The sequence below is a fragment of the Chloroflexota bacterium genome (assembly GCA_018648225.1).
GTDB lineage: Bacteria > Chloroflexota > Anaerolineae > Anaerolineales > UBA11858 > NIOZ-UU35.
In genome coordinates this window covers 1-15,268 of sequence record JABGRQ010000198.1, presented here as the reverse complement: position 1 = coordinate 15,268, position 15,268 = coordinate 1, and the positions used below count along the sequence as shown (strand labels likewise).

17 protein-coding genes, 1 tRNA gene and 1 riboswitch are annotated in these 15,268 nt (G+C 49.4%); of the genes, 2 read left to right on the top strand and 16 right to left on the bottom strand.

Translation table 11 applies throughout. The features are described from left to right. Positions 1 to 80 precede the first annotated feature (80 nt). The 8 genes from HN413_17065 to HN413_17030 all read right to left on the bottom strand — a co-directional run bounded on the left by HN413_17065 (position 81) and on the right by HN413_17030 (position 3,304). Entirely contained in the window at positions 81 to 338 is a 258-nt protein-coding gene (locus tag HN413_17065) for a hypothetical protein (GenBank protein MBT3392111.1), read from the bottom strand. A gap of 211 nt (positions 339 to 549) precedes the next feature. Then, on the bottom strand, positions 550 to 753 hold the full coding sequence (locus HN413_17060) for a hypothetical protein (GenBank protein ID MBT3392110.1): 204 nt from the start codon (positions 751 to 753) through the stop codon (positions 550 to 552). A gap of 15 nt (positions 754 to 768) precedes the next feature. Next, a complete protein-coding gene (locus HN413_17055; protein ID MBT3392109.1) occupies positions 769 to 1,365 on the bottom strand; it encodes a 3'-5' exonuclease in 597 nt (198 codons plus the stop codon). Positions 1,366 to 1,372: 7 nt separating this feature from the next. Continuing rightward, positions 1,373 to 1,636, bottom strand: coding sequence for a hypothetical protein (locus HN413_17050; protein MBT3392108.1), 264 nt, complete (start codon positions 1,634 to 1,636; stop codon positions 1,373 to 1,375). Between the two features lie 95 nt (positions 1,637 to 1,731). Next, a complete protein-coding gene (locus HN413_17045; protein ID MBT3392107.1) occupies positions 1,732 to 1,989 on the bottom strand; it encodes a hypothetical protein in 258 nt (85 codons plus the stop codon). A gap of 98 nt (positions 1,990 to 2,087) precedes the next feature. Beyond that, positions 2,088 to 2,273: a hypothetical protein gene (locus HN413_17040; GenBank protein ID MBT3392106.1), complete on the bottom strand. Its 186-nt coding sequence runs from the start codon at positions 2,271 to 2,273 to the stop codon at positions 2,088 to 2,090. A gap of 380 nt (positions 2,274 to 2,653) precedes the next feature. Continuing rightward, complete coding sequence (locus HN413_17035; protein MBT3392105.1) at positions 2,654 to 3,106, bottom strand: hypothetical protein; 453 nt, start codon at positions 3,104 to 3,106, stop codon at positions 2,654 to 2,656. Between the two features lie 126 nt (positions 3,107 to 3,232). Continuing rightward, positions 3,233 to 3,304 (bottom strand) — tRNA-Lys (locus HN413_17030). 113 nt (positions 3,305 to 3,417) lie between these two features. Between HN413_17030 and trxA the strand changes: the two genes are divergently transcribed. Then, positions 3,418 to 3,744: a thioredoxin gene (trxA, locus tag HN413_17025; GenBank protein MBT3392104.1), complete on the top strand. Its 327-nt coding sequence runs from the start codon at positions 3,418 to 3,420 to the stop codon at positions 3,742 to 3,744. Between the two features lie 63 nt (positions 3,745 to 3,807). On the opposite strand, the gene HN413_17020 is transcribed toward trxA, so the two are convergent. From HN413_17020 to HN413_16985, 8 genes are all read right to left on the bottom strand, one after another. Next, positions 3,808 to 5,004: a methionine adenosyltransferase gene (locus HN413_17020; GenBank protein ID MBT3392103.1), complete on the bottom strand. Its 1,197-nt coding sequence runs from the start codon at positions 5,002 to 5,004 to the stop codon at positions 3,808 to 3,810. Positions 5,005 to 5,087: 83 nt separating this feature from the next. Continuing rightward, positions 5,088 to 5,264: riboswitch (SAM riboswitch) on the bottom strand. 130 nt (positions 5,265 to 5,394) lie between these two features. Then, the gene (locus tag HN413_17015) at positions 5,395 to 6,228 is read right to left on the bottom strand and encodes a phosphatidate cytidylyltransferase (protein MBT3392102.1); all 834 of its coding nucleotides are present in this window, start codon (positions 6,226 to 6,228) and stop codon (positions 5,395 to 5,397) included. Positions 6,229 to 6,234: 6 nt separating this feature from the next. Continuing rightward, positions 6,235 to 6,957 (bottom strand): isoprenyl transferase, encoded by a 723-nt coding sequence (locus HN413_17010; protein ID MBT3392101.1) that lies wholly within the window; start codon positions 6,955 to 6,957, stop codon positions 6,235 to 6,237. Between the two features lie 3 nt (positions 6,958 to 6,960). After that, a complete protein-coding gene (frr, locus tag HN413_17005; GenBank protein MBT3392100.1) occupies positions 6,961 to 7,518 on the bottom strand; it encodes a ribosome recycling factor in 558 nt (185 codons plus the stop codon). A 190-nt stretch (positions 7,519 to 7,708) separates the two neighbouring features. Further along, positions 7,709 to 8,428, bottom strand: coding sequence for a UMP kinase (locus tag HN413_17000; GenBank protein ID MBT3392099.1), 720 nt, complete (start codon positions 8,426 to 8,428; stop codon positions 7,709 to 7,711). 185 nt (positions 8,429 to 8,613) lie between these two features. Then, positions 8,614 to 9,216: a translation elongation factor Ts gene (gene tsf / locus HN413_16995; protein ID MBT3392098.1), complete on the bottom strand. Its 603-nt coding sequence runs from the start codon at positions 9,214 to 9,216 to the stop codon at positions 8,614 to 8,616. 3 nt (positions 9,217 to 9,219) lie between these two features. After that, positions 9,220 to 10,299, bottom strand: coding sequence for a 30S ribosomal protein S2 (gene rpsB / locus HN413_16990; protein ID MBT3392097.1), 1,080 nt, complete (start codon positions 10,297 to 10,299; stop codon positions 9,220 to 9,222). Positions 10,300 to 10,560: 261 nt separating this feature from the next. Beyond that, positions 10,561 to 12,378, bottom strand: a complete 1,818-nt coding sequence (locus HN413_16985) for a threonine--tRNA ligase (protein MBT3392096.1) — start codon at positions 12,376 to 12,378, stop codon at positions 10,561 to 10,563. 583 nt (positions 12,379 to 12,961) lie between these two features. Here HN413_16985 and HN413_16980 point away from each other — a divergent pair. Further along, a partial coding sequence (locus HN413_16980) for a PAS domain S-box protein (protein ID MBT3392095.1) occupies positions 12,962 to 15,268 on the top strand: 2,307 nt, incomplete at its 3' end.

The window sequence follows — 15,268 nt, the reverse complement described above, 5'->3', positions numbered from 1 at the left end:
CGGTTCATTATTTCTCGTCCATTTACCAATTCAGCGGCTCGTCTTTGAATATCGGTTCTTGGTTTCATTGGATTTGTCCCTTAATGCAAGGTTTCATCTGGACGCGGCGCGCCACAACCAATAGCACGATCAAACTTCTCACCGCAATACAAAGCATCCGCATGATTGGCGGTATCGCAATGTAAACACTGCCAGGTCTTCACATCCGGTTTTGCCGGTTTGCTCGTTTTCACCAGCGGATTATCTGGGTAGTTCTGATACCTCTGGTGCAGGTAGTTCAGGGTTGCCTCGTAATACGATGAAAGCGAACCACCTTGAATGATGATGGTCTTGGTCATGCGCGCTCCACGTTATTCGATCGGTAAAGTGCGAGTGCGGTCAGTGTACGTACTCCCTATCCACAGGGTATAATTGACCTTTGACCGCACTCGTTGCTAGGACGGTCGGGCCTCCCGGTGAGTTTGGCGCTTCCGGGGGGCCTTCTTGTGTACGGCGGGGTATCGTTATTCACTTTCTAGCGGGGCATCACCTCCTTCGCAGGTGGTCGAATTATTGGGTCGAAACACGGAGCAAGAAATTGACTTTTGGTTTCCGGCGTGTGGTGTTGTCCTCAGCGGGGTATTCCGTCACACGTTGGATATGCCGAGTGATAAATTCATCTTTCTCGCCCGGCTGGATGTCGCCCTCCCGGAGAGCCAAGGCAGCCAGCTTTTCGGCATCTCGGTATAACCTTGCATGCTTTTTGCGGGTCATTATTCACCTCCATTTCTAGGCGTATTCGTAACGCCGTGTGATAGGTTGCTTCGTCATGTACTCCACAACACGGTGGGTCAATGCAGCATCAGCCACAGCGTTATGCAGATTGTCCGGCAGAGCGATACCGCATTGCTCCGCAGCAAGACCAAGTTTTTGCCATTTGTAGCTGCCATGATAGGAATTCCACTCACCGAAAAACGCTGCATACAATTTCATGGCACAAACAGTTTCCGATGTCCACTGCTCTTTTTCAGGTGAGCTAACCGACTGAAACAACAAGCGCATGTCAAAGGCTGCGTTGTAAACCACAACCAGACGCCCCGCTATGATCCTGAGTAATTTCGGCCATGTCTCGGTCATTGTCGGTGCATTGGCGACATCCCTGTTGGTGATCCCGTGTACGCTCGTTGCTTGCATGGGAATTGACTTTCTGGGCCGAATGAGCGTATCCAGCAATGTCATGCCGTTGGTGTCGACAATACCAATGCTGACCACCTCATCATCAGCCTTGACGCCGGTAGTTTCTGTGTCCAGAAAGACCGGGGCCTGAACCATCCAGCTTTGGGCGGCTTCTATTGCCGCATCGCGATGTTTTAGATTTTTTTGCATAAGCCTCCTAAAGTGGTAATGCGAGTTGATAAATTACATTTTTGTTCACGGTGGTGTCAATCGTTCCAGCATCGAGATTGTGTAACCGTGCATATTCTTCAACCATTTGCTCCGCCAGTTCGCGGGTGTTTTCAATCGCCTGATCCAGTCCAGCGCCATGATTCCTGCCGCCACAGATGCACGCACAGTTTTTGTGCCTGGCTTCGTAGCACCTGGCATCGCACCGGCTTTGTGCGCCGGATGAGGAGCTAAAAGAGATCAGGGTGGTCATCAGGTATTTTCTCCTTCGAGATCGGCTTTGCTTCCGTCTCTTATCTCCGTGCCGGAAATCGCTCTCCGGCATAGAAATAAATTACGCAAGTTTTCTTACCAGCCCTGCTCCTTGATGGTTGCCTCGATGAAATCAACTTCTTCTTTGTGTAGCACAATGGTTTCTCCATCTTCATCTGTCAAAACAGCAACATCTTTAGTCATGGCAGCGAAAAAACGAGCGAATCCGGTCGGCTTTTCGTAAAAAAGCTTGCTGCCGGGGTAGTCGCTATGCTCGATAACGATCTGGTCGGCCTCTTTGTATACGGTTAGTGTCTCTCCGAATTCGTTAGTCCAGGTAAATTTGTCGGTCATAAGTTTCTCCTTGTGAATATTTTGTCGTGACAGCCAGGTTCCCGGTGCAGCGTTGTTTGTCACGTTCCTTATTTCGCCAGTAAATCACTGACATCGAGTTAATTTCCGTTTCCGTTGCCGTTGTTGGCTTTATAGGTTTTGGCGAATTTCTGCAATTCGTCCCGCATCGTCTGTTCGCGCGCTACTGCCTGCTTCCATTCATTTTCGTCGCGCAACCCTCCCCTACGCGAATATAGGCCGTATAATTTTTTCCCGCCGCCCTGACGTGATGTGGAGGAGGGCATTACCCAAACGGAGGTATCCATCACGGACAGAGTAGCGGGAATAAAAAAACTTCCACTGGGAACTGCAGGCAGAAGTTTTTTGTGCTAAAATTTCTTCTGCAAGTTGCAGTTCTTGCTGCAATTTGCGCGCTCAGGGACGTAAGTCTCTGGGCGTGACCCTGAGGGCCGGTGTTCTCAGGGTCAATTTTTTAATGAAAATGTGCCATGGAAATGAAATATAATTTATTCTCCAAGTTAAGTCAAGATAACATGGAGAATAAATTGCAAAATAAAAGCGGCCTATTGGCCGCTTTATATAGAGCTTTTATGTATTAGAGATTGTTATTCTGAGATATGCTGGTGGGATGGATGCTTTATCAGCTAAAGAATATGTAACCGCCCTATACCGCTTGAGGTAATAGTTCTTCAGATTTTGGTTGGTAGGGTGTTCCGCTTGGCGTAAATAGCCACTTGCCTTGTCCACCATGTTTCCGATAAATCTCTGCACAATAGGCTACGTCTTGTGCATCCAAAATAGTCTTGCGACCTTCTTTCCCAATACGCCTAATGTACCCGCGCTGCATCCATCGAGTTAAAGTAGATGTAGGAATATTATGTACGCGCGATGCCTCGCTAATGCTTATTCTAACTCCAGCCAAGTTTTTGTGCATCTTGTATTCCGGCAAATCTTCTTTGCGGACATTTGGTTTTATTGCTTCGCTCACGATAACATCACCATCCGGTAATCTGACGGCTTCTATCTTACCGGATTCGGCCATTTCTCGCAACTCGGCCACTTTGTAACCGTATTTGCGGGCGGCATCAGATATGGGAATGTAGGTTGGGAGAGCCATAGGTTACTCCGTTTTGTTAGAAACAAAACAACCCCACGGGATTCCCTGTGGGGTTCTGCTGGGGCAAGGAAGCCCGATAAAAATCTGGGTTTGTAAGATCAGCCTGTTATACTGTCTCTAAAGGAGTGAGCGCGGAGGGACTCGAACCCGCAACCAATGGCTTAAAAGGCCACTGCTCTACCATTGAGCTACGCGCCCACTACGGGCAGAATTCTATCACGCTCAGGAAAGCCCGTCAACGAATACCTTGACGTTTTTCAAGAGCATAAGTACCATCGGGTATCGAAAATTAAAATCAAATGGAGATCATCATGAGTTCTATTCAACATGTTACCGAAGACACTTTTCAGGAAACATTACTCGATTCGGCGCTACCGGTATTGGTAGATTTTACGGCGGTTTGGTGTGGTCCGTGCAAAATGTTGGAACCTATCGTCGAAGAATTGGCAAGCGAGTGGCAAGATAAAGTTAATGTGGTAAAGCTCGATGTAGACCACAACCAATCTATAGCGATGCAATATATGGTTATGGGCGTCCCCACCTTAATCTTATTCCAAAATGGCGAACCCAAAGAACGCCTGACGGGCTATAAACCCAAGAAGCATATTATAAAAAAGATTTCGCCCTATTTGAAGTAATTCAAAACATCCCCGTAGAAATAAAAACGGGGATGTTTTGATATAGGACGGGGATTTCGAAGTTTACAGGCCCGCTGCCTTACGCATCGCTTCGGCTTTGTCAGTGCGTTCCCAGGATAAATTCAGATCGTCGCGGCCAAAGTGACCGTAGGCGGCTACCTGACGAAAGATCGGTTTACGCAAACCAAGGTCGCGGATAATGGCGCCAGGACGCAGGTCAAAGTGTTCGCTGACGAGTGCAGCAATTTTTTCGTCGGCGACTTTGCCTGTACCAAAGGTTTCTACGTTTACGCTCAGGGGGTGGGCAACGCCAATGGCATAGGCTACCTGAATTTCACAGCGATCCGCGAGGCCAGCAGCAACCACATTTTTCGCGGCCCAGCGCGCGGCGTAGGCTGCGGAGCGGTCTACTTTGGTGGAATCTTTTCCGGAGAAGGCACCACCCCCGTGACGTCCCATCCCACCATAGGTATCCACAATGATCTTCCGCCCAGTGAGGCCAGCATCACCCTGAGGACCACCAATCACAAAGCGGCCCGTCGGATTGACAAAAATCTTCAGATCATCATCGACCATATCAGCAGGCAGCGTGGGCATAATCACATGTTTGATGATCTCCGCACGAATTTCTTCTTGCGAGATTTCGGGGGCATGCTGGGTACTGATGAGGGCTGTATCCACGCGTACGGGTTTACCGTAGCTGTATTCAATGGTCACCTGGCTTTTTCCGTCGGGGCGCAACCAGGGCAAGGTGCCATTTTTGCGTACTTCTGCGAGGCGCAAGGTGAGTTTGTGTGCCAGATAAATGGGCATGGGCATCAGCGCCGGGGTTTCATTACAGGCGTACCCGAACATCATGCCCTGGTCGCCAGCGCCGATATTTTCGATGTCTTCTTCGGTGATTTCGCCACCTTTTGCTTCCAGTGATTTACTCACGCCCATATCAATATCGGGGCTTTGGCTGGCAATCGCAGAAAGCACGCCACAGGTGTTGCCATCGAAACCTTTTTTGGCCCGGTCGTAGCCAATTTCAACGACAACTTTACGAACCAATTCATCGAAGTTGACAAAAGCCTGGGTGGTGATTTCGCCCAGCAACATAACGTAGCCAGTTTTCGTGGCAACCTCACAGGCTACGCGCGAGAGGGGGTCTTGTTCCAGACAGGCATCCAAAACAGCATCGCTGATCTGATCGCACATTTTGTCGGGATGCCCTTCGGTAACGGATTCCGATGTGAACATCAGTTTGGGTGATTGCATAAAAGTAGTGGTCATTTTTTACCTCCAAAAAACAAAATGCCCCTATCATTCAGAGGGGCATACTACGCAACGGCATAAGCACCCTCTCATCTTCCAGAACATCCATCTGCCGGAATTAGCACCGTGGGTTAGCTGTTGCGTTTCTGGTTTTAAGGTTGCAGAGAATGTTTATGCTAAACGCTGCGACTAGAAAACGAACGGACTAAACACCGGTTGCTGAGGTTTCACAGGGCCGGTCCCTCCACCTCTCTGGATAAGAGCCACTAGGGGTTTATTATATTTCTGACGTGGATATTACCATGCCAGGAAAGCATTGTCAATTTTAGACCTGTTCCTGAATAAAACTGATGGCTCCGGCTTACGCCTTCGTAATCGAGATTTCGCAAGTCTTTATATGAGAAACCACACGATGATGTAATAGCCGATCATTCCGGCCCATAACCAGCTATCAATGCGGTCAAATGCCCCACCGTGACCAGGGATTAAGTGGCTGGAATCCTTCACTCCAAATTGTCGCTTGATCATACTTTCGCCCAAATCGCCCAGAGGAGCGATGATGGAAATCACAAATCCAAGCAGCGCGCCAGCGAAGGGCGTGATGGCCGTTTCCGGCCCGGCGGGGATACGCCAGAGTATGGCAAAAAGCGTTGTGCCAATGATGCTGGTCACAATCCCGGCGATATAGCCTTCCCAGGTTTTCTTGGGGCTGAGGCGCGGGCTGAATTTCTTGCGGCCATAGACGCGCCCATAAAAATACGCGCCCGAGTCGGCAAACCAGATCGCGGGTAAAGCCAGCATAACCCACCACAATCCTTCGGGAAGTTGGCGCAATAAAACCAGGTATGCTCCTAACAAACCAAAGTATACAAAACCGGAGACTGTAATGGCAAAGTCTGTCGCCGCGTTATCGCGCCCACGTTCGTACTGGAAAAGGTGGAATGCCATGCTAATCAGGAGCAAACTACTAACCAGCCAACTCGGATCGCGCGACCACGGGGCATCGCCAAAAAGATCAAAGGCCTGATTGATGATAATTGCCAACGTCCCCCCAGCAACTAAAGCGCTATTGGGCTGATGTCCTCCAGCGCGGAACAGATCTGCATATTCTTTAGCGGCCAGTGTTACCAACACAGCCATTAAAATAAAATAGTACCAACTACCATAATAAATAGCAGCGATACCCAACGGAACCAGAAAAAGGGCGCTAATTAGTCGTTGACGCATAATGCACTATTTTTTATTTACCTGACCAAAGCGGCGCTCACGGTGCGCGTATTCGTCGATAGCTTCTTGTAGGGCTTCTTTGCCAAAATCGGGCCAGAATGTTGGCGTAAAGTACCACTCGGCATAAGCTCCCTGCCAGATGAGGAAATTACTGCCACGTAACTCACCAGATGTGCGGATAATTAGATCAGGGTCGGGAACACCAACTGTAAATAAGTATTGATTAACCAATTCTACCGTCACATCATCCGGGGCAACCTGATCGGCCAGCATCCGTTTGACCGCCCAAATAATTTCATCCCGACCTCCGTAGTTAAAAGCCACATTGAGGACAAGACGCTTATTATCTTTAGTGAGTTCAATTGCACTCAATACTTTTTTCTTAAGAGATGGGTTAATACGGTCTAATTGCCCAATATGGCGCAATTGAACACCATTTTTATGCAGTTCCTTGAGTTCGCGATCAATCACATCTTCAAGAATGCGAATCAAACCCCTCACTTCTTCAACAGGGCGTCCCCAATTCTCTGTTGAGAAGGCATACAAAGTAAGATATTGGATCCCAAATTCGACACAAGCTTCAATCACCCGGCGCAAATTATCGGTACCAGCCCTGTGTCCCGCCAGTCGGGGCAAACCGCGCGAGAGTGCCCAACGGCCATTGCCATCCATAATAATTGCAACGTGTCGAGGAATCTTCACCGGCAGGTTTTCTTGATCTTTTGACATTTGCTAAACTTCTCGAATCTCTTTTTCTTTTCTATCGCCGGTTCCATCAATTTCGCTAATGAAATCATCGGTATATTGTTGGATTTCTTTTTCACCTCGAATGCGATCATCTTCAGAAATCATATCTTCATTTTCAAATTCTTTGAGTTCCCGGATACTATCGCGGCGCACATTACGAATAGCTATGCGCGCTTCTTCGACGCGCTGCCCTACAATACGCACCAACTGTTCGCGACGTTCTTCGGTGAGAGGGGGGAGGTGTAGACGAATGACCTTACCATCGCTATTAGGGTTGAGACCTAAATCGGAGGCCTGAATAGCACGCTCAATATCTTTTATCGTGGCTGGGTCGAAAGGGCGAATCAGTAATGTGCGAGGTTCTGGAACCCCCACGCTAGCCAATTGTTGCAATGGAGTAGGAGCACCATAGTATTCTACAGACAGCTTTTCAACCAGAGCAGGGTTGGCGCGTCCAGTACGGATTGCCGCTAAATCTTCCTCCAGAGCCTGGATTGCGCCTCGCATTCTTGTTTTTGCGTCCACATAAAGATCAGAAAGCATAGGGAATCTCCTTGCATATTAGCCATCAACTTTTAGATGATTTTACCATGATCGCGGTCTCTACAATACGCCAACTCGAGGGGGTCTCAAGGGAAAGCCACTGGATCAGTACGCGTCAAAAAAAAGGGGGTGTGCAACAATATACCTGTCGCACACCCCCTTTAGGGGATTGTTCTACAATGTATGGAAATCAGTCACAGACCAGCGTTCCCACCGCTTCACCGTGGAGGGCTTGTCGAAGTACGCCCTCTTCCCATAGATTCAGCACCAGGATAGGAAGATGATTGTCCATACACAGTGAGATTGCGGTGCTATCCATAACTTCGAGACGCTTGTTCAGCGTTTCGATATAGGTGAGCGTATCAAATTTCACCGCGTCGGGGTTGGTCACAGGGTCTGAGTCGTATACACCATCCACTTTAGTGGCCTTAATGACGACTTCCGCGCCAATTTCCATAGCGCGCAAGGCAGCCGCCGTATCTGTTGAAAAGTAGGGGTTGCCTGTGCCACCACCGAAGATCACCACACGCCCCTTTTCCAGATGGCGGATCGCTCGACGCCGTATATAGGGTTCGGCCACATCGCGCATTTCAATCGCCGATTGCACGCGGGTGACAATACCTGCGCGTTCCATAGCATCCATTAGCGCCAGTGCATTGAGGACAGTCGCCAACATGCCCATATAGTCAGCGGTGGCGCGATCCATACCGCGTTCCAGGCCAGCGCGCCCGCGCCAGATATTCCCTGCGCCAATCACCAGGGCAATTTCAACCCCAAACTTGTAAATTTCTTTGATATGCTCGGCTACGCTTTCGGCGCGGAAAGGGTCAATGCCAAATCCATCGGGCCCCGATAATGATTCCCCGCTCAGTTTTAGCAGAATACGCTTGTACTTAAGATTTTCTTTCATCAATATTGTATTCCTTCCAAGTGCTGATTGATAACCTGCTTCCGCTACCAATTCGGCTAACCTGCAAAACAGGGTTGTGCGAGAGGCGAAGCTTCTCACACAACCCTGTTTTGCAACATTTTCTCAAGGTGCAGCGATTGTCAGAATTAGAAAAAAGGCCAACCTGGGGTTGGCCTTTTATTATTCTAGTTGCTAGTTTTTCCGAGTTCCCAGCGGGTGAATCGGCGGATGACGATATTTTCTCCGATAGAAGCGACATTTTCGTGTAAATACTCTTGAATAGTCAGCTTGTCGTTGCGGATATAAGCTTGCCGCAAAAGCACGAACTCATCTTTGAATTTTTCAACTCGACCCGTTGCAATACGGTCCAGCATTTTTTCGGGCTTACCTTCTTCAATAGCACGCGCGCGCGCGATTTCGAGTTCTTTGGCAAGAATTTCTTCGGGAATTTGATCTTCACTTACATATTGAGGTGAAAGTGCAGCAATTTGCAGGGCGATTTCGTGAGCCAAGGTGCGGAAAGATTCCGAGCGGGCCACAAAGTCGGTTTCGCAATTGACTTCAACCATAACGCCAACGCGTCCGTCGCCATGTGAGTAGAGTTCAACAACGCCCTCAGATGCGTCGCGATCGGCGCGCTTGGCAGCGGTTGCCAAACCTTTTTTGCGCAGAAAGTCATACGCTTTTTCGAAGTCGCCATTGCTGTCTTCGAGTGCCTTCTTGCAGTCCATAAAACCTGCGCCAGTTTTTTCTCGCAGGACTTTGATATCTTTTGCTGAGATGCTCATTACTTATGCCTCATCTTCTTTTTCTTCTTCTTCATCCGCTTCTACGGCCTCGTCGGCTTTTTCTTCAGTTTCAGCTTCTGCTTCGGTTTCTGCTTCGACTTCAGTTACGGCTTCGGTTTCTGCTTCAGCTTCAGTTTCAGCTTCGGTTTCTGCTTCGACTTCAGTTACGGCTTCAGTTTCAGCTTCAGCTTCGGTTTCTACTGCGACTTCAGTTACGACTTCAGCTTCTGCGTTTTCTGATGTTTCTTCAGCCGTTTCGACGACTTCATCCACTTTTCGAGCTTCGAGTTTTGCCAATGTAGAAGCGCCGAGCAGTTCTTCATCGCTCATTTCGGCAGTTTCGCCATAAGCAACCGGTTCGGCCTCGGGCGCGTAGGCCTGATCTTCAACTTCATCCTTGCGCATCGCCTGACCTTCGAGAACTGCATCTGCAATTTTGCCGACGATCAACTTGATGGCACGAATAGCGTCATCGTTGGAGGGGATGATGTAATCGACATTGCGCGGATCACAGTTGGTATCCACCATTGCCACAACCGGAATGCCCAAAACATTGGCTTCATGCACAACCGTGGTTTCCCGACTAACATCTACCACAAAGACAACATCCGGATTACCGTCCATATTGCGGATGCCGCCGAAAAGCATATCCAGCCGGTCAATCTTGCGCGTTTCGTCCAGAGCTTCTCGTTTTGTGAGAATATCGAACTCGCCGCGGTCGCGCATCTGCTCGAGGCGATTGAGTTCATTAACACGCTGACGAATGGTAGACCAGTTAGTCAGTGTGCCGCCCAACCAGCGGTTGGTGACCCAGGGCATACCGCAGCGTTCGGCTTCGGTCTGAATGGTGTCTTGAGCCTGGCGCTTGGTGCCTACAAAAAGTACACTGCCGCCCTCAGCTACAAAATCACGGACCAAGGCGTAGGCCGTCTCCAACCCTCGGAGCGTTTGTTCAAGATCAATAATGTGGATTTTATTGCGCTCAGTGAAGATATAGGGCGCCATTTTGGGGTGCCAGCGCTGGGTACGATGCCCAAAGTGAACACCACTCTCTAAGAGAGCTTTCATGGAAATAACAGACATTTTTTAAACTCCTCGCGTTTTTTCCTCCGTCTCTTTATTATCCCATTGGGAACCGCAGTAAAATTCCCCCGCGGCACGCTCCATGGGCCAGGCAAGAGACGTGTGTGATAGGTTTAGTCTGGCTTCTACCAGACCGGGGCGGAGTATATCATGGGAATGATGAATTGTGAATGATGAATGCAGGAAAATAATTACAGATTTTTGAATGCAGAATGATGAATGGGGTACGCTTGCTTATATTCATCATTCTGCATTCTGAATTTAAATCTCTGATGCTCGCGTCGCGGTTTTTTCCATAATCATCGCCACAAACTCACCCACCGGAAGATCATTCTGGCGAGAGCCGTCGCGTTTGCGCAAAGATACTGTATTATTCCCAAGTTCCTGATCGCCAACAACCAGCATATACGGCACCTGTTTTTTCTGTGCCGCGCGAATTTTGGCATTCATGCGGTCGGAACCGATCACGGCTTTGGCGCGCACACCTGCGGCTTTGAGTTGTTTCTCAATGCTAACGGCATACTCAACCTGATCGTCGGTAATGGGGATGATGCGTACCTGATCGGGGGCCAGCCATACAGGGAATTTCCCCGCGTAGTGTTCGATCAGAAAGCCGATCATGCGCTCGTGCGTACTCAACGGGGCACGGTGAATGCACAGGGGCGTCTCATCCTCACCGGCGCTGTTCTTGAAGGTCAGGTCAAACCTTTCGGGCACAGCAAAATCTACTTGATTGGTAGCCAGCGTGAATTCACGTCCGATGGCGCTCCACACTTGCACGTCGATCTTCGGGCCATAGAAAGCCGCCTCGTCGTTGACTTCCACATAAGGCACGCCGCCGTTATTCATCGCCTGGCGCACCATTTCTTCGGTCTTGAGCCATAGGCGCTCATTATCCACATATTTTTTACCCAACCCGGCTGTGCCGTGCGTGCTCAGGCGCATGACGTATCTTTCGATGCCGAAAATTTCGAAATACTCCATATACATGGCGATCACATCCATGAATTCCTGCTCGAAATCTTCCTCCGAGCAGTAGATGTGGGCGTCGTTCATCTGCATGGAGCGCACGCGCATCAGCCCAAAGAGTTCACCCGATTTCTCGAAACGGTAGCAGGTTCCATACTCCGCCAGACGGATGGGCAGATCGCGGTAGCTTTTGGGGCGCGCCGCGAAGATTTTGTGGTGCATGGGGCAGTTCATCGGCTTGATATAGTACTTCACGCCTTCCATCTCCATGGGAGGGTACATGCTTTCGGCATAGTAAGGAAGGTGGCCGGAGCGCACGAAGAGGTCTTCCTTCGTGAGGTGGGGCGAGCGCACACGATCATAACCGTGATTGTGTTCAATTTCTTTGGCGAGATTTTCCAGTTCGTCAATAAGCACGCCGCCATTGGGCAACCAGAGCGGTAGACCGGGGCCGACTTCTTCGTCGAAGGTAAAGATATCGAGTTCTTTGCCCAGCTTACGGTGATCGCGCTTTTTGGCTTCTTCGAGCATGTGCAGATATTCTTTGAGTTCGTTAGGTTTCTCCCAGGCCGTGCCATAGATGCGCTGGAGTTGGGGTTTGTGCTCATCGCCGCGCCAATAGGCTCCGGCGATGCTCATCAATTTGATGGCGGAGGGGTTGACCTTCCCGGTATGCTCCACATGCGGCCCGCGGCACAGATCGGTGAACGTGTCGTGCGTGTAGAATGAGATGTCGGGCTTCTCGTCGAGGGGTTCGCCGTACTCGTCGGTGCCACCCTGTTCCAGGCCTTCGATGAGTTCAATTTTGTAGGGCTGATCCTTGAACATGGCTTTGGCTTCTTCGGCGCTGACGACTTTTTTCTCGAAAACATGCTTCCCGGCGATGATCTGGCGCATCCGCTTCTCGATGGCTTTGAGATCCTCGGGGGTCAGATTGCGGGGCAAATCAAAATCGTAGTAAAAGCCATTTTCGATAGGCGGGCCGATGGCGACTTTGGCTTCATCCGGCTCGAATAACTCGGTTACAGCCTGCGCCATAATATGCGCCGCCGAATGCCGGATGCGATATAGTTCGGATTCTTCGTATTTTTCTTGCTGTTGGTAGGACATTTTTCTCTCCTTTCCCTCACCCCAGCCCTCTCCCAGTGGGAGAGGGCTGGGGTGAGGGAAACAAAAAAAACCCGCACCCATTCCGGGGTGCGAGCTTCATTACTTCACACGGTTCCACCCGAATTAAGTCTCGAAAGACTTATCTCTTGGGCCGATAACGGGGCCAGCCGTTTTGTTTAGTTAGGAATTAGGGATTGGGTAATTCGTAATCAGGAAGAAATATTGCACAACCATCGATTCCTAATTGCCGAATACCTGATACCCTGACACCTGTTCAACGTAACGCTCGCGGGGGGTTTTGGGCGGTCGGTTTCCGAGGGAGACTCTCAGCCAATGATCTCCATTTTCTGTCGGTGCCGCTGCCGCTTACTCGTCCCGGTCCTTGCGTTTTGGATATTAGCTGTTGTTATTATAAATCCCTTTGGACGGCTGTCAAGCATGGGCGAGTTTTAGCAGCGGAGGGGCTATGGCCTGCTCGCCCTACGCCACATACTCCATAGTATAATTTCCAAGGCGGGTGAAAAAACTGGTATCGCAAGTATTGTAAAAATGGCAAAAATGACCAGGCTTGACGAGGTACACGATGCGTGACAGTACAAAGACAAAAACACAATTACTAAATGAATTGAAAGAGATGCGTCAGCGCGTTTTCGAGCTTGAACAATCTGAAGCCAAGCGAAAGCAGGCCGAAGAAGCTTTGCAAAAGGGGGAGGAGTGTTTCCGGCAAATCTATCAAAATATGGCCATTGGTGTGGCGCGGGTTACGCTGGAGTTTTGTATTGAAAGCGCCAATGATGCCTATTGCCACATGCTGGGATACCGCGAAGATGAGCTGATTGGGAAGCATCTCAAGGATATTACGCACCCAGAAATCCTGGAAGAAAACCTGCAGAAACAAGCGTTACTGGCCGCGGGCAAAATTGACCACTATCGCATGGAAAAACAATTTATCCATAAAAACGGACGCATAGTCTACGGCATTCTGGACGCGAATCTCGTCCGCGATACCCAGGGCCAACCCGTATATTTTATCGGCAGCGTGTTAGATATTACCGAAAACAAACGGGCAGAAGAAGCGTTGCGCGAATCGCATGAACGGCTCTTTACAATCCTGAACAGTATCGATGCCGATGTATACGTCTCGGATATGGAAACTTACGAAATTTTGTTTACCAATCAGCACATGCAAACCCATTTTGGCGAAGATGTCGTTGGAAAAGCTTGCTGGGATGTATTTCGAGACAATTCTGGCCCTTGCATCCATTGCACGAACAACCAATTAATTGATGCGGATGGCAATCCCGCCGAAGTAGTTATCTGGGAAGCCCAGAATCCAATTACCGGCAAATGGTACATAAACTATGATCGAGCCATTCAATGGATGGATGGCCGTATTGTCCGATTGCAGGTGGCCACAGACATCACCGAGCGCAAGCAGGTCGAAATAGCGCTTCGTGAGAGTGAGGAGCGATACAAGTTCCTGGCTGAGAATATGGCCGATATTGTCTGGACCCTGGATCAGAATTTTAATACCACCTATGTGAGTCCCTCTATCCAAAAGGTACTCGGCTTTACGCCCGAAGAACGCAAACAGCAAACCCTGGAAGAAGCGATTACGCCGGAATCTGTACAGCAGACGATAATGTTGTTTGCCGAAGAAATGCAGCGTGATATTGAACCAAATACTGATTTGGAACGCTACGTCTCCATAGAGACGGAATACTATCACGCAGATGGGCAGACCGTCTGGATGGAAAATAGTGTCAAAGCGATACGGGGTCACTCCGGCGCCATCATTGGTATTTATGGCTCATCGCGAGACATCACCGATCGTAAACGAGTGGAAGCAGCTCTTATCGAGGGCGAAACACAATTCCGCACCTTATTCGAAAGCTCACCGATTGGTATCGGTGTTGTCGACCACCAAGGTAATTTGCTTTTATTTAATGATGCCATGCTGCAATCCGGTGGATTTAGCGCCACTGATATTCAAGAGATCGGCAATGTTGCCGCGCTGTATCAGAACTCTGACCAGCGAAACGAGGCGCTAAAACGCTTTCAAGAACAGGGCTTTCTCAAGAATTTCCCGGCTCAATTCAAGCGCAAGGATGGCACATATTATGATGCGCTTCTCTCCCTTTCTCACCTTCACTTTCGCGGCAAACCTTGCATCCAGGCCATTGTCCAGGATATTACCGAGCGAAAACGGACAGAAGAAGCATTGCAGGAAAGCCAGCGGCGACTATCTACCCTGATGAGCAATTTGCCCGGCATGGCGTACCGGTGCATGAATGATCCCAACTGGACAATGGAATTTGTCAGCGATGGGTGTCTCCCCCTGACGGGCTACAAACCCGATGAGTTGGTAGGCAACGCCCAGCTTTCCTATGCCGAAATCATTCACCCCGAAGATCGTCAGATAGTTTGGGATACGGTTCAAGCTGGGCTAAAAACCCAACGAAGTTTTCAATTGCTTTATCGCATTATCACAGCCAGTAAAAATATAAAATGGGTCTGGGAACAGGGGCAGGGTATTCTTGGGACAGAGAACGATGTTATTACACTTGAAGGTTTCATCACCGATATCACCGACCGGGTGCAAATAGAGAGTACGTTGCGGGAGAACGAAGCAAGGCTCAAAGATGCCCAGCGTGTGGCCCACGTGGGGAATTGGGAATTGGATCTTGTGACAGGCAAATTATGGTGGTCCGATGAAGTTTACCGAATATTTGGGGTGCAGCCGCAAGAATTCAAGGCCACTTATGATGCTTTTTTGTCCCATGTCTATCCCGACGACCGTGATTTTGTGAATGACGCATACACAGCTTCTGTAAAAAACAACCAACCGTATAACATTGTACACCGTTTACAAACAAAAGATGGAAGCATC